The organism is Vibrio syngnathi, assembly GCF_002119525.1.
Classification (GTDB): domain Bacteria; phylum Pseudomonadota; class Gammaproteobacteria; order Enterobacterales; family Vibrionaceae; genus Vibrio; species Vibrio syngnathi.
Window position 1 is genome coordinate 954,503 of the sequence record NZ_CP017916.1, and the last position, 19,110, is coordinate 973,612.

Here is a 19,110-nt window from a genome sequence, read left to right on the forward strand (position 1 = left end):
TGTTTTTTCGTCTGCTTAGTCAAACCGTCTAGTTATTAAGCAAATCTTGTGCCGATAAGGGATTCGAACGTTACATAAAGATAGGGGGAGTGATAGGATCTAATGAAGTTCTGTCGATGGGCTAGTTATCTTGGGTTAGCCCATCGTTTCGTGCTTTTATAAGAATGGATAAGAATGGATAAGAATGGGTTAGTCGCACTCTAGGCTAGCACCGCGCTTAGACAGATGTTTGTATGCCTTCATTCTGTTCTCTTTTTTAACAAAACGAGCGGGTGGAGAAAGCACTTTTAACTGATAGTCACTGCTATCTGATGAGATATCTTCAACTGGGCTGATGATGGCAATTTTCAAATCGGGATTACGACGTAAAATTGATGCCGCTGTGCCTAAACCACCTTCGGTGTGGAATTTACCTGCCACATGAATCACTTGTTGGTTTGGGTTTGATGCGAGGTAGTCAACAATTGACTCCGCCATGGTTTCGTCCCAGGTGACTTGAGCGGCAAACTGCTTTTCTGTTTGCTCTGGCGTGCCGTGATGCATCGAAGCCATGAATTTTTCTTTGTAGGGGCTATCGCCAGTATCCACTTCTGAAGCAATCCATTGACGCTGTTCCGTCGTTAGCTGATCTAGATAAGGTAATCCCTTACGGCCAATGCATTGTACGAAGGGTTTTGGTGCGTTTGCCGCAATGATATCGACGTCATTGGCTTTAGCGAACTCAACTAAAGCGCGATAATCACTTTCGTAGTTTGGCCAAGCAGCCGCTTGAGACATAAGAATTTGTTCGCCAATTTCATCATTGAGATATTGGTTTAATGTGTCTTGATGTTCTCGAGTGAATTGTTCCATTGAAAGTGCGATGTTTGAAGTTGCGTTGCGGCGCGCTTTTAAGAAATCGGTTTGGAAGCGGTGGATTGCCGAGTGAGTGTGCCATTCGCCAATAAGAACCACATCAGCGCCAATCAGCTGTTTAGGTAATGCATTGAGAGACAGCGTTTCGCCTTGTGGAGAAGCAAACTGGTAATCATAGAATGTGGAAACGGTTTCCGTTTGCGTGTTAGCCACTTTTTGAGAAGTGTTGTTTGAAGGTTGATTAGTACAAGCCGTGAGCAGGGTTGCTAATCCGATAAGAATAATACGTTGCATGAAATGCCTCCTTGAAGAACACGCATACTAAAGGAGGCAAGATGATATTTCAATGCAAACGATAATCAATACCAATTAAATCTGTTTGCGGTACACTCGCAGCATAAAGTCCGCTTCACAGTTGAATTGCTCAGCATCAATGAGTTGTTGTTTAAACTCTTCACTCGCTTTCCAAGCAAACGGCGTCATCTGTAGCAGGTCGAATGCGTCTGACCCCGATAGTTCCATCATATAGTTTAGTTGCTCTTGGTGCTCAAGAGTAAAACCTTCAATCATTTCTGGATCTTCATCGTGCAAGCGAACACCATCATAAATTGCATCACGCAGCTGATATAGGTGTCGGCTAGCCGGTGTCACGGTGATTACCACGCCATTGTCTTTGATGGTGCGCTGCAGTTCTTCAGCCTTGCAAGGCGCGTAAATGCGTAGAATGCCGTCTAAGCTGTTTTCCGCAAAGGGTAGGCGATGGCTAGAAGCGACTGAGAAGTCGACAGCAGGGTAGCGTTTAGCGGCGTATTTGATAGCAATCTTAGAAATGTCTAGTCCAAAAGTAGCGCCACTCTTTTCTTGAAGGTTTACCGCAATTTCATTGGTGTAATAACCTTCACCACAACCGATATCCAATAGGCTAGGGGCGGTTGCTGGCAGATAGCTAGCGCATAAACCAACAGCGGCTTGACGCATTGGATCGTAGTGGTTGCCTTCAAGGAAGCGGCGGCGAGCTTGCATCATCTCTTTGTTGTCACCTGGATCTTTTGAGCGTTTGTGGTGTGCTGGCATCAAATTAACATAGCCTTCTTTTGCTAGGTCGAACTGATGGTTCTTTTCACACTTAAACGTACGATCGTTTTGAGATAAAGGTTGGTGACACAAAGGGCATTGGTAAGTCATTGCGAACTCGAGGTAGAAATTTCAAGTCCAAAATTTTAACAGGAAGCATTGTGGGGCGCTAGAATAAACGCAGCTGTCTTGGTTTACGGCAATTAGTGAAGATACAGAGGCTGTCAGTGAAGAGATAGAGCCAACGTATGGTTGGCTCTATTGGTCATGAGCAAGTCACTGATAGAAAAAGTGAACTCGGCTTTTAGCTAAAGAAGTTAACTTGGTTCTTTAACGACTCAGCTTGTTTTTGAAGTTCATCAGCACTGTGAGAAGTCTTAGCGCTGGTTTCACGGCTTTGCTGGTTCAAATCGCTGATCGCATGCGCGTTCGCTGCTATTTCTTGAGAAACCTGAGCTTGCTCTTCTGATGTCGCAGCAATGGTTTCAGCTTGAGAAGCAATAGATTCAACTTGAGAGGCTATCGACTCTAGGGCTGTACCTGCTTCTTGCGCTTTATCAAGTACTTGGTTGGCATTTGATTGGCTTTGTGTCATCAGGTTCACGGCATTGTTAGTTGAAGATTTTAACTTCTCGATGATGCTCACTACGTCTTGTACTGACGTTTGTGTACGATGAGCCAATGTTCTTACTTCGTCAGCGACCACGGCAAAACCACGACCCTGATCACCCGCTCGTGCTGCTTCTATTGCAGCGTTCAACGCAAGTAAGTTGGTTTGTTCGGCTATGTCATCAATCATCTTGGTGACGGTTTGAATGCTTTCGCTATCAGAACTCACTTGCTCGATGGCCGATGCTGACTTGTCTAATTGATCATTCAGCTGGGCCACATCAATACACACACCTTCAACGACTTCTAAACCTTTCTGGCTGTCTTCATTTGCAAGGCGAACATTTTCAGCAATGCTGTTCACTTGCTGTGCCACTGATTCAGCAGAGGTGGCCATCTCTTCAATGGCCGTAACGACTTGCTCAACCTGTGCTTGCTGGCGGTCAGATTGGCTCAGATTGTGGCTAGCATCCTGTGACACACTGCTAGAGCTGTTTTGTACTTGATCACTGGTCGTACGAATTTCTCCAACGAGTGTATTCAATTGAGCAGCCATATTCGCAACGCCGGTATTTAGGTTGCTGATTTCATTCTTAGTCTGTTTACCGTTGTTTGGAATATGTAAGCTGACTTCGCCTTTTCCTAAGCGCATCATGTATTCGTTTAAAGTCGTTAACGGCGTCAAGGTACGGTTCAATACGAGCGTTAACACGACGATGGTAGCGGCGGCAATCAAGGTCGCGATTATCGCGATAAGTTTCAGCAGTTCGTCGCTGCCTTTAGTGACTTCATTAATAAATGTGCCGCCAAGTAGTTTCCAATTCCACCCCGGGACTTCGGTATAGACGAGGTATTTTTCGCCCACTGTTCCTTGATACTCAAAAGGGTAGAGAATCAAGCCGGATGGCTGCTCAAAGAGCTGATAGAAAGGTTTGTTACCGTCGTAGTCGGCAACATCCACAATAGATTTATCACCTCCAGCATTAGTAGGGTGCAGTAAGTACTGGCCTTGATGCTCTTCTTCATTGTCAACGATGATGGTATAGCCAGTATCGCCCCATGAGACAGAACGCAATGACTCGAACAGGTTTTGTGTCGCCTCTTCTACGGGTAGACCAATGAAAGAGACACCGTTAACTTTGCCTTGTGCATTCGTTAAAGGCGCGTAGTAGGTAATGTAGCGTTGGCCGAAGAGCTTCACTTGCGCGTAATAAGCTTCGCCATTTTTGAGTTTGTTATAGCCAGGATGATCCTTGCCTAACGTTGTGGCAACAACACGTTCCCCTGACGGTTTTTTAAGAGAAGTAGACACGCGAATAAAGTCATCGCCAAATGGGGCAAATAGGGTTGCTACAGCGCCGGTGTCGCGAGTAAAGCTATCAACGAGTTTAGTGTCGTTGATTAGGCTCTCACCATATTGAGTCAGGTTAGGAATGGAATGACCGTTGAACTCAACGTCGTAATTCTCAACATAAACACCTGCTAGGTAACCGTTACGAAAGGTGGATTCTAAAACTTTGGCGGTATGCAGGTAGGCATCGAATTGGCCAGATATGGTTTTGGCCATTGCTTCTACTTTGGATTGGTGTTCCCTTAACGTGTTGTCTAATAATACTTGTGAGGCATTGCGATACACGAGCGTTGCGATAGAGCCAAAGGCGATAAGTAAGCACAGCAAAATGACCAACTTAAGTTGGAAGCCAACACTTTGATTTTTGTATTTCTCGAACATGAATTCATTATCCTGTCTTCATTGAGGTGTTGTTAAGTGGTTTTAGATAAGTTTGTTATTGAGCCTCCTATCATAAGAACTTATTCATAGGCAGTAATTGATAAGAATTAATGAATTGATAGTTATATTTATAAATTATGGCGTATGAGATATGAAATGAAATTTGGAATGTATTAAATCAGAGTAGATAGACTTTACTGAGAGTTAAATGACAAGTTGGTCATGGTTATGGGAATAGAGAAGGTTAGGGGCAATAAAAATGCAGCTCATGGCTGCATTTTCGTTTCTAATTGGCGTTGCTTTAAGCTTATTTCGAAGCTAGCACCGTAATCAGCTGGTGGCTTTCGCCAGGCTGTAGCGTTTTACCTGCTTCTAGGCTCGGGGCGTGCAGTGTTGACTCTACACACATCATGGTTAGGTAACCGTCGTCTTGCATGTCGCCCATCGCTGCTGCGCCTTCCGCCCACGGGTTCCACAATACTGCAGAGTTATGACCGTGGTTTTCAACCGTTAGTGTGCGATCCAGCTTTTTGTCAGCTACAAATATTTGCGCTTCTGGTTGCGTGTAAACGCGGTCAATCGTGTCAGTCAGTACCAGTTCAGCACCACCTTGGCAGATCTTGCCACCTTGCAGGCTATCAATGTACTCAGCACCCATACCGGTTGTGGTTGTGTTGTGAATATCACCAACGTTTAGGTAAGTGTGTAGGGCTCCAGAGAAAGTCCATGGTTGTGAATCTGCGTTCTTCACATCCAAAGTTACTTTCAGTTGGTCACCAATCTCAACATTCAGTCGAGCATCGAACTGATGCGGCCATACTGCTAGCGTTTCTTCGTTAGGTTTTAAACCTAAGCTAACGATTACGCCTGCTTCGCTTTCACGGTGCTCAACCAATTGCCATTCGCTTGAACGTGCAAAACCATGTGCCGGTGCTGCAATACGACCAAACCAAGGCCAACATACTGGAATACCACCGCGCAGAGCTGTCTTTCCATCGAACTTAGCTTGCTGACTCATCCAAATTAAGTCTTCCTGACCTTGCGGCTGGAATGACACCACATGGCCGCCAAACAATGAAATGGCTGCGTTTGCTTTATCGTGGATAACGCGAACCAATTTTACACCTTCGTGTTCAACGATAGTCACATTATCAGAAAGTACAGTCAGTGCCGGTAGAGTAGATAAATCCATTACATGATCCTTCTAAGGAAATTGAATTCAAATGCTGGCTAGAACAGTGCTTGTGATTTTATGAGTGACAAGCAGAGCCAGTATTGGAATTGAATTTCAGTGTTTTGGTGATTGGGATTGAAGTCGGGAGCTGTTTAAAAGATAGCAGGTATTAAAAAGGCGACACTAAGGTCGCCTTTTTCAAAGTCTGCTCAAAACAGTCTTTGCTAATGCTTATCTAAAGCGATTTCTAAAAAGAAATTACTTAGAGATGTGAGCGATTAGGTCAAGAACTTTGTTTGAGTAACCGATTTCGTTGTCGTACCAAGATACAACTTTAACGAATTTGTCAGTTAGAGCAACACCAGCTTTAGCATCGAATACTGAAGTTTGAACTTCACCGATGAAATCTTGTGATACTACTTGGTCTTCAGTGTAACCAAGAACGCCAGCCATTTCGCCTTCAGAAGCTTCTTTCATTGCAGCACAAATTTCTTCGTAAGATGCAGCTTCTTTTAGGTTAACAGTTAGGTCAACTACAGATACGTTAGCAGTTGGTACACGGAAAGCCATACCAGTTAGAAGGCCGTTTAGTTCTGGAAGAACAACGCCTACAGCTTTAGCAGCACCAGTTGAAGATGGGATGATGTTTTGAGAAGCACCACGGCCACCGCGCCAGTCTTTAGCAGAAGGGCCATCTACAGTTTTTTGAGTTGCTGTAGTAGCGTGAACTGTAGTCATAAGACCAGACTCAATGCCCCACTTGTCGTTAAGTACTTTAGCGATAGGTGCAAGACAGTTAGTAGTACAAGAAGCGTTAGAAACGATGTCTTGACCAGCGTAAGATGCTTGGTTAACGCCCATTACGAACATTGGAGTTGCATCTTTAGAAGGACCAGTAAGAACTACTTTCTTAGCGCCAGCAGTGATGTGCTTACGTGCAGTCTCGTCAGTTAGGAAAAGACCAGTTGCTTCAGCAACTACGTCTACTTCGATAGCATCCCACTTAAGATCTTCTGGGTTACGCTCAGCTGTAACACGTACAGTTTTACCGTTAACGATTAGGTTACCGCCTTCAACTTCAACAGTACCGTTGAAACGGCCGTGAGTTGAGTCGTACTTAAGCATGTATGCCATGTACTCTACGTCGATTAGATCGTTAATACCTACTACTTCGATGTCTGCACGCTCTTGAGCTGCGCGGAATACGAAACGGCCGATACGGCCAAAACCGTTAATACCTACTTTGATAGTCATTGTAGTTGCTCCACAACTTAATTTCTGATTAAAGATAACTGGTAGTAAAATTACAGAATCCAGTATACATCTGCAATAGATAATCCGACTTAACTTGTTTAATGTCAAAAAAAAGCGACGCTTTTCTTAACAATTGGGTGTAAGTGGTTGAAAATTGACCATTGCGAGTGGCTCTGTACCCTTCCAGTTGGGTAAAATACCTCTAAATGATGATTCACTTATGAGTGTATATGTACAATGTTTCCTGGTGAGAAAGTATGTGCTACAAAACGACCCATATGCAAGCCTTTATAGAAAAAAGTAAATATAATAACTGGGAATGTGGAGATATATTAACGTGGTTCAAAAGGGAGGAGATATGATAAAGCCTGATGAATACTGGCGTGAGCACCTAACGGATGACGAATTTGCTGTGTGTCGTCAGCGTGGTACTGAAGCCCCTTATAGCGGTAAGTTGCTGCACAACCATAAGACGGGTGTCTATAGCTGCACATGCTGCGAAAGCCCTTTGTTTCTGTCGGATAACAAATATGACTCTGGGTGCGGTTGGCCAAGCTTTGATGCCCCAGTGAATGATCAAGCAGTGCGCTATATAGAAGATCTAAGTCACGGAATGAAGCGTGTCGAGATCCGTTGTACCGCTTGTGATAGCCATTTAGGTCACGTTTTTCCTGATGGCCCCAAGACAACAGGTGAACGGTTCTGTGTGAATTCCGTGTCGTTAGTTTTCAACAAAAATGACGAAAGTACGAAATAACTTGTCACAATTGTCTAATCCTTACAGGTTGTATTTGTTGATTGAGTGGTACTGAACGGTCTAAAACTTAGGTATTTCCTAGTTAAATCTAGTCAAACAAAAACAGCTACCATGATGGTAGCTGTTTTTTTGAAAGCTTGTGAATAGGACGTTTGGACTAGAACACGAGAACCGTGCGATCAGTAACGAGGGACGATTGAAGGGCTGTAAACCTCATCTTCAATAGCTTCTACTATATTGTCCGCGTCTTGATTCAGTTGTTCGTATGTTGACTCATCGAAACGGTACAACACGGTAAGTTCTGCTTCCGAAGCAATAGGTACATCAAACTCTTTCGCTACCATGGCCCACACGTACGCCTTTTCCATATGCCCAAGGCTGTGGTTGATACTCGCCATCGATTTGAAGATCTCGGTGTTGACCTTCGAACCATTAGAAAGCGTTAACGCATTGTTGAGTAGCTTAAGCGTTTTTTCATGGTCACGGGTAGTATAAAAAGTGGCTAGCGCATATTGCATCTCTGCTGTGTTTAATGCTTCTGTCCCTTCTAATTGCAGGAAACTGCGTCTTGCGTTGGTATCCCCAGTTTGTGACCACATAAAATAAAGCGTTTCCGGGGTATTTGATCGCGAGAGTTCATCAACAATACGCTCAGACTCTTCGATACTATTCATTAACGAGGTGAAGCGACGTTCTTGAAGTTTGGATTGATCGATCGTTTCAATTTGTGCTGCAAGTTCTAAACACTTTTTGTAGGCAGAGACTAATTCGAACTCTTTAATCTTATTGGTATCGCTGGGTTTTTCTTTTGCTTCAAATCGATGCCAGACGAGGTCGGTACGTGCGACACGGCACTGTCCGTCATTCATATTTAACTTTTCACACTGAAGCCACGGGTTGCTTTCGCACAATTGAGCGGTATTTTTGTTCCCGTCAAAACACCCAACCAGAGTGAAAGGCAATAGGCTTAGTACCAACCATTTCATAATTTTCATATTCCTTCACTTGTGATCAAATACACTTATTTTCAGTCAGGTTCTTGACTCAATTCTGATACGGGTTATTTTCTGGTGAAAATTGTTAAAACTAAGGCCTTACCATGGATGCAGAACAACTTCTTAGCGCAATGACCCCCGAGGTCTACGAACGTTTAAACTATGCAGTTGAAACGGGGAAATGGCCAGAAGGAACGGCGCTCTCTAAAGAACAGCGCGACTCGTGTATGCAGGCGGTTATGTTGTATCAATCGAAACATAACTCTGAAGCTCAACATATGACAATTGCAGCCGGCGGAGAAATTAGCTTTAAATCAAAGTCTGAACTAAAGAAGCAGTTTAAGTCCGACCAAGAAGATATTGTTAGAGTTAATCCTAATCATTAGGCTTAAATTACAACAAAGGGGTGGCACTGTGCCACCCCTTTTTTACTGTTAAGCTGTTTATTTATAAACAATAATACGATTTAGTTCAGGTTTACGTGAGGGGGCTTGATTAAAGGTAAGCCCTTGGCTAAACGAATCGCAGGATAGGCTTATAAGCTCATCTCACCGCGTAACACTTGTTGCATTTGAGCCTTCACTTCTTCGTAGCTTAAATCTTGGCTCAATAGATAATGTAATTTCGCCAGTGCTGCTTCTGGTGTCATATCGTAACCACTGATAACGCCCGATTCTGCTAGTGCACAACCCGTCGCGTAACCACCCATGTTGACTTTACCCGCCAAACACTGAGTTAGGTTCACTACAATCACACCTCGTTCAGAGGCATCTTTTAAGTGCTGAAGTAGCTCTTGATTTTGTGGTGCGTTACCAACCCCAAAAGTAAGCAGGATCATTGCATTTACAGGTTGTAGTAGCGTGTTGCGAATCACTTCATGTGAGATGCCTGGGTACATAGTGATTACGCCGATGGGTTGCGGAGTAATGTTATGAACCTTGAAAGCACCTTCAGGTTGTTCGTTTACCTTAACGTTATTGCTGATCTGGATATTGATACCCGCTTCTAGCAATGGGGTTAGGTTTGGAGAGGTAAACGCATTGAAGCCATCTGCGTGTGATTTTGTGCTGCGGTTACCACGCATCAACTTGTTGTTGAAAAACAGTGTCACTTCGTTGATCGGGTAGTTCGCTGCAATGTGCAGAGCATTTAGCAGGTTCGCTTGTCCGTCTGAACGTAGCTCTGCCAATGGGATCTGAGAGCCCGTAACAATCACAGGTTTGCCGAGGTTTTCCAGCATGAAAGACAGAGCAGAGGCGGTGTAAGCCATTGTGTCTGTACCGTGTAGGATAACGAAACCATCGTACTTATCGTAGTTCGCGCGAATATCATCAGCGATAGTCTGCCAATCAAGTGGCGTCATATCTGAAGAGTCCATCAATGGAGAGTATTCATGAATGGTGTACTCAGGCATTTCTGGGCGATGGAATTCAGGCATGCCAGCTAGCTGCTTATCCATAAAACCTGCGACTGGGACATAGCCGTGGTCCAAAGACTTCTGCATGCCAATTGTGCCGCCGGTATACGCGATATAGATGTGTTTTCTTTCCATGGCGATTAATACTTAGTGTGATATAGGGAACAGGGGGGCGATTATAGCGAATTATCATGCAATAAAAAGAGGCGCCTCACACAGAGGCGCCTCTTGATAACAAAGCGTTGAGATTATCTTATTGAACTTGGCAGTTTAAGCAAAAAGCGTATCGGCCTTGTGGGTCGTTAAAGTTACCTAACAGCTGGCTATCTTGAGCTAACTGCTGAGTAACAGGCTGTAAACTACTTGGAATCATTGATTGAATATCAAAGCCTATCGACATCTGAACTTGATTCATAAATTCTTGAATAAATTGTTCAGTCGTTGAAAGTGGCTCTTCTACCCAGTAGATGTTGTAGGTTTCTAGCTCTGCAAGTGAAGCCGCTACTGCGATCGCATCATCAAAATCACCAATTTCATCGACTAGACCTTTCTGGATTGCATCTTGGCCAGTCCATACTCGGCCTTGAGCGATCTTGTCGACGGCATCGACTTCCATGCCGCGATTCGCTCCAACTAGGCTGATGAAACGGCGGTAGCCATTTTCAATGCCCATTTGGAACGCATCTTTCGCGCCGTCGCTAAGCCCAGTTGTAATACCAAGACCAGAGAAAGGTGACGTACCAACGCCATCAGTGTAAACACCAATATCGTTCAACCCCTTTTCGAAGGTTGTGATAACACTGAAGATGCCAATCGAACCGGTTAAGGTTGTTGGTTGAGCTAGGATCTTGTCCGCACCCATCGAGATCCAGTAACCACCAGAAGCAGCAAGGCTAGACATGGAAACCACAACCGGTTTGCCGGCTTCTTTAAGCGCTTCGACTTCGTTGCGAATCACTTCTGAAGCAAAGGCACTGCCGCCCGGGCTGTCTACACGAAGTACAACGGCTTTTACTTGATCGTCATTACGAGCTTGGCGAAGTAGGGCTGCTGTGGTATCACCACCAACGGTGCCGCGTGGCTGCTTACCATCCATAATTGCTCCGCTAGCAACAATCACAGCAACATCGTGCGATTCACTTGTTAGGTCAGGAAGCATGGTTGTACGGTACTCGTAGTACCCCAACGCGTTATAGCTGTCTTGGCCGTCACTGCCGAAGACGTCTGCGAGCTTTAGGCGAACTTGTTGGCGAGTTGCTAACTCATCCACTAAGCCAAGTTTCTCAGCCAGTTTTGCGATATCGCCATCAACCGACTCAAGATCTTTTAAGAAAGAGTCCATGCTTGGGTTCAGCGTTTTCGCGTCGATCTGACGGTTGTTGCTTACGTCATCAACGTATGCGCCCCACAGTTGGCTTAACCAACGAGAAGCAGATTCTTTCGCTGCGTCTGACATGTCGTCGCGAATGAAAGGTTCGATTGCAGACTTGTAAGTACCGACGCGGAATACATGTGTGTTGACGTCTAGCTTCTCTAATAACGTTTTGTAGTAAAGCGAGTAGGCGCTGTAACCTTTAAGAAGAACGCCACCATCTGGTGATAGGAAGACTTTAGTTGCGTAGCTGGCTAGGTAGTATTGGCTTTGGTTATAAAAGTCACCTACCGCATAAATTGGTTTGCCAGTTGCTTTGAACTCGTTAAGTGCTTTAGCTATGTAGCGCAGCTTGGTCAGATTGGTTTCTGGCAACTCTTTGAGTGCTAAAACGATACCAGTAACCTTGTCATCGTCTTTGGCGTAGCGAATTGTTTCAACAATATCAAACAGGACGTTCTCTTTTGGAAGGTCTTTGCCAAGCAGTGAACCCGTGACCGAATCCATCGGATTGATATAGCGACTTTGCTCCACGATAGGACCAGACAGGTTAAGTACTAAAGCCGATTCCTGTGGAACAGTGGGTTGAGTTGTGTCTGAGTGGAAGTATACAAAGTAGATGATGGCGATACTGAGTAAAAAGAAAAGGTTAACCAGCGCAAGACGCACAAACGTGATGAGCTTCCAAATCCCTTTAAAGATCGTACCTATAAATTTGAATATCTTTTTCATTATGTCTCCGCAGTGAGATCACGTGGCTTTAACAAGCAACAGTACTATTAATCTCAATAATATGAACTGCTTAGTATCCTACGATAATTCCCTAGCTCAAACTACACCAAGAATTGTTAATCGATATATATTCTCATTAAGTGTAGACAAATTAAGGGTTTCTGAACGATTAATACCTTCAGCATTATGATCAGTGTTACAAAAATGTAAACGGTTGTTTGAACTTTTGGTGATTGAGTTATATTGTGGTCAGACCACAAGGATATAATAATAGAAGTGATGTCTGCCATGTACCCACATTTACTCGAACCACTCGATCTTGGATTTACTCAGTTACGTAACCGTGTATTGATGGGATCAATGCACACGGGTTTAGAAGAAAATAAAGAAGGCCTCCACAAGCTTGCCGCGTTTTATGAAGAGCGAGCAAAAGGAGGCGTTGGCCTTATTGTTACCGGTGGTTTCTCTCCTAATTTACGTGGCAGATTGACCCCATTTAGTGCTGAGTTCAGTAAAGTTAAGCACGCAAAAGCTCACCAAGTTGTTACCGAGGCCGTGCATAAGCATGGCGGTAAAATTGCTCTTCAGTTGCTGCATGCTGGCCGCTATGCCATGCACCCATTCGCGCAAAGTGCTTCGGGCATCAAAGCGCCAATCGCTAAGTTTGCACCGAGTGAGATGAGCCCTCGTCAAATTAAAAAGACCATCGGTGCTTTTGCCAATAGTGCAGAACTCGCTCAGGTTGCTGGCTATGACGGAATTGAGATCATGGGCTCTGAAGGCTACTTGATTAACCAATTTATCTGTAAACGTACCAACATGCGTTATGACGAATGGGGCGGTTCTTATGAGAAGCGCATGCGTTTCCCGCTAGAGATCGTTAAATCGATTCGCGAAGCGGTGGGTAAAGATTTCATCATTATTTTCCGCTTATCGATGCTGGATTTGGTTGAGCAAGGCAGCACGTTCGAAGATGTTGTACTTTTGGCTCAGAAGCTAGAAGAAGCGGGCGTGACCATTATCAATACTGGTATTGGTTGGCATGAAGCTCGTGTCCCAACTATTGCGACACAAGTTCCAAGAGGGGCATTCTCTTGGGTGACGGAAAAAGTAAAACCATACGTGTCGATCCCAGTGGTGACGTGTAACCGAATCAACACGCCAGAAGAGGCCGAACGTATCCTCAGTTCAGGACAGGCCGACATGGTATCAATGGCTCGTCCATTCTTGGCTGACCCTGACTTTGTTAATAAAGCCGCTCAAGACCAAGCGCAGTTCATTAACACCTGTATCGGTTGTAACCAAGCGTGTCTTGATAACGTATTCAAAGGCAAACGAGCGAGCTGCTTGGTGAACCCTCGCGCTTGTTACGAAACTGAAATTGTTGTGCAACCAGCTCAAGCAACCAAAACCATTGCCGTCGTCGGTGCTGGGCCAGCAGGTTTAGCTTGTGCAACAACGTTGGCACAGCGTGGGCATAAGGTTGATCTGATAGAGAAAAATGACCGCATCGGTGGACAATTTAGATTGGCAATGCAGATTCCGGGTAAAGAAGAGTTCAGAGAAACGATTCGTTACTTTGCTAACCAAATAGATGCATCAGGCGTGAACTTAAAACTGGATACTGAAGCGACGTTTGAGATGTTGTTGAAGTACGATGAAGTCGTCATGGCGGCCGGTGTTGAACCAAGAAAGCTTGATATTGAAGGGATAGACCAAGAAAACGTAGTCGATTACCAAACCTTGATTCGTGAAAAGACACCAGTAGGCGAAAAAGTCGCGATTGTTGGTGCCGGTGGTATTGGTATTGATGTGGCAACTATGCTGACAGAACCGACTTCACATAGCTTGGATGACTGGCTGCATGAGTGGGGCATTGATAAGAATATGGAGCACCCAGGTGGACTTTATCCTTACCCTGATTCGTTCAGTGATAAAACGGTTTGGGTAATGCAGCGCAAAGCAGGCCGTGTCGGTAAAGGCCCGGGTAAAACGACGGGTTGGATCCATAAGCGCACACTAGAGAAACGAGGTGTGAACTTACTTGGCGGCGTGAGCTACAACAAGATTGACGACCAAGGTCTGCATATCAGCGTTGGTAAGAAAGATCAGGTACTCGATGCCGATTCCGTTATCGTGTGCGCGGGTCAGGTTTCTGTTCGTCCATTCGAAGACATGTGGCAAGAGTTTGGTGGCAAACTACACGTGATAGGCGGCGCCGACTACGCGGGTGAACTGGATGCGGTACGTGCGATTCGCCAAGGTGTTGAGCTGGCTATTAAGTTATAGAATCAGCGATTAACTGTAATTTTATCGGTAGATATTATTACTTAATTTGCTGAGTTAGATTTTAAACAAGGCTCCTAAGTCATAGATTTAGGAGCCTTTATTGTTTCCAGTATTGTTTGAACTATAGTGTCAATTGGACAGCCGTTGAGATTTATTATCGTTTGTATTCTGTGCTACAGTTCAACTATACAAACAATAAAAATTAGTAAGGACTTCAAATGGATGCTTTGGATCTATTGCTCAACAGACGCTCAATCGCAAAACTCTCTGATCCAGCACCTGAAGGTGTGGCGTTAGAAAACATCATCAAAGCGGGCTTACGAGCTCCAGACCACGGCGCATTGACACCATGGCGCTTTGTTATCGCACAAGGCTCAGGGTTACAGAAGCTCTCTGATATTTTGGTTCGTGCGGCACAAGCTGACGAGAGCGAAGAAGCGGTCATTGAGAAAGTTAAAAAAGCGCCGTTTCGAGCTCCGATGGTGATCACTATCATCGCAAAGGTAACTGAGCACGAAAAAGTGCCCGCGTTCGAACAACACTTATCTGCGGGTTGCGCTGCACAGGCGATGCAAATGGCAGCCGTCGCTCAAGGTTTCCAAGGGTTTTGGCGCTCAGGTAAGTGGATGTTCCACCCTGAAGTTCACCAAGCTTTCGGCCTAGAAGGCGACGACGAAATCGTTGGTTTCCTATATTTGGGTACTCCGGGCTGTACGCCAATGAAAGCGCCAGAACGTGACTTCTCAAAGTTCGTCGAGTTCTTGTAAAGAAAGCTGAAGCTTGAATAGTGGATGCTAACTGTATAAACAACCAGTTTTCCTTGATTTCTAGGGGCCACATTAGATAATGTGGCCCTAATTGTTTGTAGCATCTGGAAAAACATGTCTCGTCTTATCATTGCTGAAAAACCAAGCCTCGGCCGCGCGATTGCCGCTGCACTACCTAATCCACAGAAGAAAGACCAAGGGTTTATCAAATGTGGTAATGGAGATGTGGTGACTTGGTGTATTGGACACTTATTGGAGCAGGTTGAGCCGGACGCTTATGACGACCGTTATAAGAAGTGGAACTTAGCCGATCTTCCTATTGTGCCAGAGCAATGGCAACTAAGACCTCGTAAGACGTCAAGCAAACAGCTCACAGTGATCCGAAAGCTATTGAAGGACGCGACCCAAATTGTCCATGCGGGTGACCCGGATAGAGAAGGGCAGCTGCTGGTGGATGAAGTGATCGATTACTGCAAGGTGTCTAAGGCCAAGAAAGAGTCGATGGACAGGCTGCTGATCAGCGATTTGAACTTACCAGCCGTGAAGCGTGCGCTCTCTCAAATGCGCAGTAACCGAGACTTTATTCCATTGTCTATTTCTGCTTTAGCACGCTCTAGAGCCGATTGGCTGTATGGCATGAACATGACCCGAGCTTACACCTTGCTTGGTCAAAAGGCGGGTTACCAAGGCGTGTTGTCGGTAGGGCGAGTGCAAACGCCAGTGCTTGGTTTGGTTGTAAGACGTGATGAAGAAATCGAGAATTTCATTCCTAAAGATTACTTCACTCTGCACGCTTTGATCCCTTATCAAAACAACGGCCAGAGCTTTGATATTCGAGCGCGTTGGAAACCAAGCGAAGCATGTAAACCATGGCAAGATGAAGAAGGCCGAGTGCTCAATCGAAAGCTGGTTGAGAACGTGGCTAACCGAATTGCGAATCAACCTGCAACCGTGACGGAATCAGAGCAAAAGCAAAGTAAACAAGCTGCGCCACTGCCTTATTCGTTGTCAGCACTGCAGATTGATGCGTCTAAGCGTTTTGGTATGAGTGCTCAGCAGGTTCTCGACACTTGTCAGTCGTTGTACGAGAAACACAAACTCATCACTTACCCGCGTTCTGATAGCCGCTACCTACCTAAAGATCATTACTCGCAAAGAGAGTCGGTCGTGGATGCTATCGCTAACAATGCGAAAGAGCTGCAAAGTGGTGCTCAAGGTGCGGATCTTTCTCTTAAATCCAAAGCATGGAACGACAGCAAGGTCGATGCTCACCACGCGATAATTCCTACTCCGAAAAAGTCATCGGTGAACGGCCTGTCTGCCAACGAGATGAAAATCTATCAGCAAATCGCTCGTCAGTATCTAATGCAATTCTATCCACCTGCGGTTTTTGCCGATGCCAAGTTAGTCTTTGATATTGCTGGTGGTGTGTTCATCGCAAAAGGGCGTCAGCTTATCAACCCCGGTTGGAAGGTGTTGATGGGGAAAACGGATACCGAAGAAAAAGGTGATGGCACGGATACGGTTCCACCGCTGGATAAAGGGACTGTGCTCACCTGTCGTGAGGGTTTGATTGGCGATAAGAAAACTGAACCACCAAAGCACTTCACGGAAGCTACGTTGCTTCAAGCGATGACAGGTATCGCGCGTTTTGTTGCTAACAAAGACCTCAAAGCTATCTTGAAAGAGACCGATGGCCTTGGAACGGAAGCAACCCGAGCGGGTATTCTAGATACTTTGTTCAAGAGACAACTGTTAACGCGACAAGGTAAAAGCATCCATAGTAGCCCTGCAGGCAGAGGTTTGATTAATGCTTTACCTGAGGACTCGACCTTTCCCGACATGACGGCTCACTGGGAGCATCAGTTGCAAGGCATGGCTGAACGAAACCAAGCGTATCAACCCTTCATGCAAGCGCTAGAAAGTAAGATCGATGGCTTGATGGGTAAGGTAAAAACAGGTGAAGTCCCTGAATCTCTGCGTCATCTTCCTAAAGTTGAAAGACCAGCATTCAAGCGCCGTAAAGGTGGTGGGACAAGGAAGAAGACTTACGCGAAGAAAGGCGCTAAAAGTTAATCAGTTAGAAACTGAAAGCTAACAACACCCATTATTGATATTGGGAATCAATATTAACGACCGACCTTGCGCCCACAACGTTTAAACAGCTGCTGCCAATAATCAACATGGCGGCGAGTTGATGCTCGAAAAGCTTGATGTGCATCTTGGATGGGAAAGTAATAACTGTGCAGTTCAGGTTGCGCGTCAAACATCCCAAGTTGCGGGGCTAACTGCTGAAAATAGCCATCCAGCTGCGCCATGTAAGGCTGAACCTTACCAATGTATTGCTGCTCGAACACATTGTTGAGATAACGAAACTTAGTGGTGTCTCGCTGCTTCCCGCAGATGATGTTGGCATCAAAAGTAGTGAGTTGCTTGGTGATGGTATCAAGCTCAACCGAAGCACGAGCCAGCGAGTAGTATAAATCCCCGAGCGTAGAGCTCTTCTCTAATACTTCTTGTACCTCAGTGGTTTTGCCGGAAACGAGCGGCGCGTTTAACGCTTGGTTGAGATGTTCTAAGGCGCCACTGGTTTGTCGTACCTGATCACCGATATCAGCGTGTAACCACCGACTACCACGCATCTGAGACTGCATCGCATCGCTGGCATAGATTAGATTCCACTGGTGCCGCGGAAACTGTGCGAGCTTCTGCTGCTCGATTTCTTTCAGTAGCTCTACGACCTCAGGGTCTAATTCGCTACCGGATAAGCATCTCCCGACACCTGCAAGTAGGGCGACTTGATAATCGTAATTGCGAAACTCATCCGCGACTTTCCCAAGAACCGAATTTCTTTCTGCAATCAGATTGAACAATCCACACTGACGAAGCTGGTAACTGTCGATGAGACCGATAGAAAGCGAGGGCACGTCAAGCAGCAGTTCTCGTTTTCTCGGTAGGCTTTCAAATTCCCATTCCTCTTTTATCTCGTCAGCATCTTGTACTCTGGCTATCTTGGTTTGGTAGTCGTCGAACAAGTCTCCGGGGCCATCACTGAAACAGCCAGCCAGCATCACCGTCAGACAAAACATTGTTGAGTGCTTAACTAGGTTTGAGAGAGGGGCATCACTCATCTACGGGTTACCAGTCTATTTCGCTGCCATCGAAATTGAAGAAGTGACCACTTACTTCGGTATTCGATGACTCGATGACTTTAATCAGGCCAGAAGCTGAGGTGTTGGTGTCGATCAGAGCATTAGGGCCGCCCATTTCAGTCTGTACCCAACCAGGATGCAGAGCTAACACCGTAACGCCGTTATCGGTTAAGTCGTTACTTAGGCTCTTCACAACGGAGTTTAGAGCGGCTTTGGAGGAGCGATAGATGTAGCCGCCTCCTGAGGTGTTCTCGGACATGCTACCGACTCTAGAAGACAGGCAGGCGATCTTTTTGACGTCACTAATTTCTATAAGAGGTAATAGAGTCTCGACAAGCTTCAATGGCGCAATGGTGTTGACTTCGAATACACGGCGCCACTCTTCGACATCTGTATTACCCAGACCATAACCTTTTGGACCATAGTAGCCAGCGTTGTTGATCAAGATATCAATCGACTCTATTTGCGAAGTGAGGTGGCTCACCGCTTGGTAATCGGTTATCTCTAATTGAATGCAGGTCAGGTTGCTGTTGTGGTCTGCGAGAGAGAGCAGTTCTTTTGCTGAGTTGGCATCACGATAAGTCGCGTACACCTTGTGGCTACCTTCCAAGTATTGTTGAGTCAGGCTTAAGCCAATGCCGCGATTTGCTCCAGTAATGAAAATAACGCTCATGGTGATTCCTTTTTAGTTCAATTAGTTAAGTTTGATGGCTTAACACGAGAAAATCAACGCTCCACCAACTGGCCATTAGCATTCCTACAAAAATCATTACTGCCGCCATTGAGCCGCAGATCACCCCAAAGATGAGTATTAGGTTTTTCATTGCTGTCTCTTTTTGAAAATCAAGTTTAATGATAACTATTATCATTAATTAAGGTTGTCGCCTAGGCTGAGACTGTTATGATTTTGAGAAAGATACGCAATTAACCT

The 19,110-nt window shown here is 45.3% G+C and carries 16 protein-coding genes; 5 read left to right on the forward strand and 11 right to left on the reverse strand.

The window, feature by feature from the left end:
• Positions 1–189 precede the first annotated feature (189 nt).
• From K08M4_RS04655 to gap, 5 genes are all read right to left on the reverse strand, one after another.
• Positions 190–1,149, reverse strand: a complete 960-nt coding sequence (locus K08M4_RS04655) for a ChaN family lipoprotein (protein WP_086049021.1) — start codon at positions 1,147–1,149, stop codon at positions 190–192.
• Positions 1,150–1,224: 75 nt separating this feature from the next.
• Positions 1,225–2,040 carry a 23S rRNA (guanine(745)-N(1))-methyltransferase gene (gene rlmA, locus K08M4_RS04660; RefSeq protein WP_086049022.1) on the reverse strand — a complete coding sequence of 272 codons (816 nt, stop codon included), beginning with the start codon at positions 2,038–2,040 and terminating at the stop codon, positions 1,225–1,227.
• 193 nt (positions 2,041–2,233) lie between these two features.
• Positions 2,234–4,270, reverse strand: a complete 2,037-nt coding sequence (locus K08M4_RS04665; protein WP_009848661.1) for a methyl-accepting chemotaxis protein — start codon at positions 4,268–4,270, stop codon at positions 2,234–2,236.
• Positions 4,271–4,577: 307 nt separating this feature from the next.
• Positions 4,578–5,462, reverse strand: coding sequence for a D-hexose-6-phosphate mutarotase (locus K08M4_RS04670; RefSeq protein ID WP_086049023.1), 885 nt, complete (start codon positions 5,460–5,462; stop codon positions 4,578–4,580).
• A 240-nt stretch (positions 5,463–5,702) separates the two neighbouring features.
• A complete protein-coding gene (gene gap / locus K08M4_RS04675) occupies positions 5,703–6,698 on the reverse strand; it encodes a type I glyceraldehyde-3-phosphate dehydrogenase (protein WP_009848658.1) in 996 nt (331 codons plus the stop codon).
• Between the two features lie 319 nt (positions 6,699–7,017).
• On the opposite strand from gap, the gene msrB reads away from it, so the two are divergent.
• On the forward strand, positions 7,018–7,455 hold the full coding sequence (gene msrB / locus K08M4_RS04680; protein WP_086049024.1) for a peptide-methionine (R)-S-oxide reductase MsrB: 438 nt from the start codon (positions 7,018–7,020) through the stop codon (positions 7,453–7,455).
• Positions 7,456–7,634: 179 nt separating this feature from the next.
• Here the strand turns inward: msrB and K08M4_RS04685 are convergent, their stop codons facing one another.
• Positions 7,635–8,441, reverse strand: a complete 807-nt coding sequence (locus K08M4_RS04685) for a DUF2989 domain-containing protein (RefSeq protein ID WP_086049025.1) — start codon at positions 8,439–8,441, stop codon at positions 7,635–7,637.
• 113 nt (positions 8,442–8,554) lie between these two features.
• On the opposite strand from K08M4_RS04685, the gene K08M4_RS04690 reads away from it, so the two are divergent.
• On the forward strand, positions 8,555–8,836 hold the full coding sequence (locus tag K08M4_RS04690; RefSeq protein WP_009848655.1) for a YeaC family protein: 282 nt from the start codon (positions 8,555–8,557) through the stop codon (positions 8,834–8,836).
• Positions 8,837–8,985: 149 nt separating this feature from the next.
• Here K08M4_RS04690 and ansA read toward each other — a convergent pair whose 3' ends face one another.
• Positions 8,986–10,002: an asparaginase gene (gene ansA, locus K08M4_RS04695; RefSeq protein WP_012603507.1), complete on the reverse strand. Its 1,017-nt coding sequence runs from the start codon at positions 10,000–10,002 to the stop codon at positions 8,986–8,988.
• Between the two features lie 118 nt (positions 10,003–10,120).
• Positions 10,121–11,971, reverse strand: a complete 1,851-nt coding sequence (sppA, locus tag K08M4_RS04700; protein ID WP_086049026.1) for a signal peptide peptidase SppA — start codon at positions 11,969–11,971, stop codon at positions 10,121–10,123.
• Between the two features lie 279 nt (positions 11,972–12,250).
• On the opposite strand from sppA, the gene K08M4_RS04705 reads away from it, so the two are divergent.
• From K08M4_RS04705 to K08M4_RS04715, 3 genes are all read left to right on the forward strand, one after another.
• A complete protein-coding gene (locus K08M4_RS04705; RefSeq protein ID WP_029224084.1) occupies positions 12,251–14,260 on the forward strand; it encodes an NADPH-dependent 2,4-dienoyl-CoA reductase in 2,010 nt (669 codons plus the stop codon).
• A gap of 218 nt (positions 14,261–14,478) precedes the next feature.
• Positions 14,479–15,027, forward strand: coding sequence for an NAD(P)H nitroreductase (locus K08M4_RS04710; protein WP_004734087.1), 549 nt, complete (start codon positions 14,479–14,481; stop codon positions 15,025–15,027).
• A 114-nt stretch (positions 15,028–15,141) separates the two neighbouring features.
• Complete coding sequence (locus K08M4_RS04715; protein WP_086049027.1) at positions 15,142–17,103, forward strand: DNA topoisomerase III; 1,962 nt, start codon at positions 15,142–15,144, stop codon at positions 17,101–17,103.
• A gap of 53 nt (positions 17,104–17,156) precedes the next feature.
• Here K08M4_RS04715 and K08M4_RS04720 read toward each other — a convergent pair whose 3' ends face one another.
• Genes K08M4_RS04720 through K08M4_RS22395 form a run of 3 tightly spaced genes read right to left on the reverse strand, consistent with a single transcriptional unit; the run spans position 17,157 to position 19,003 of the window.
• The gene (locus K08M4_RS04720) at positions 17,157–18,158 is read right to left on the reverse strand and encodes a DUF3080 domain-containing protein (RefSeq protein ID WP_086049028.1); all 1,002 of its coding nucleotides are present in this window, start codon (positions 18,156–18,158) and stop codon (positions 17,157–17,159) included.
• A gap of 7 nt (positions 18,159–18,165) precedes the next feature.
• Positions 18,166–18,852 carry an SDR family oxidoreductase gene (locus K08M4_RS04725; RefSeq protein WP_086049029.1) on the reverse strand — a complete coding sequence of 229 codons (687 nt, stop codon included), beginning with the start codon at positions 18,850–18,852 and terminating at the stop codon, positions 18,166–18,168.
• Positions 18,853–18,877: 25 nt separating this feature from the next.
• Positions 18,878–19,003, reverse strand: a complete 126-nt coding sequence (locus K08M4_RS22395) for a hypothetical protein (RefSeq protein ID WP_257789282.1) — start codon at positions 19,001–19,003, stop codon at positions 18,878–18,880.
• Positions 19,004–19,110: the final 107 nt, after the last annotated feature.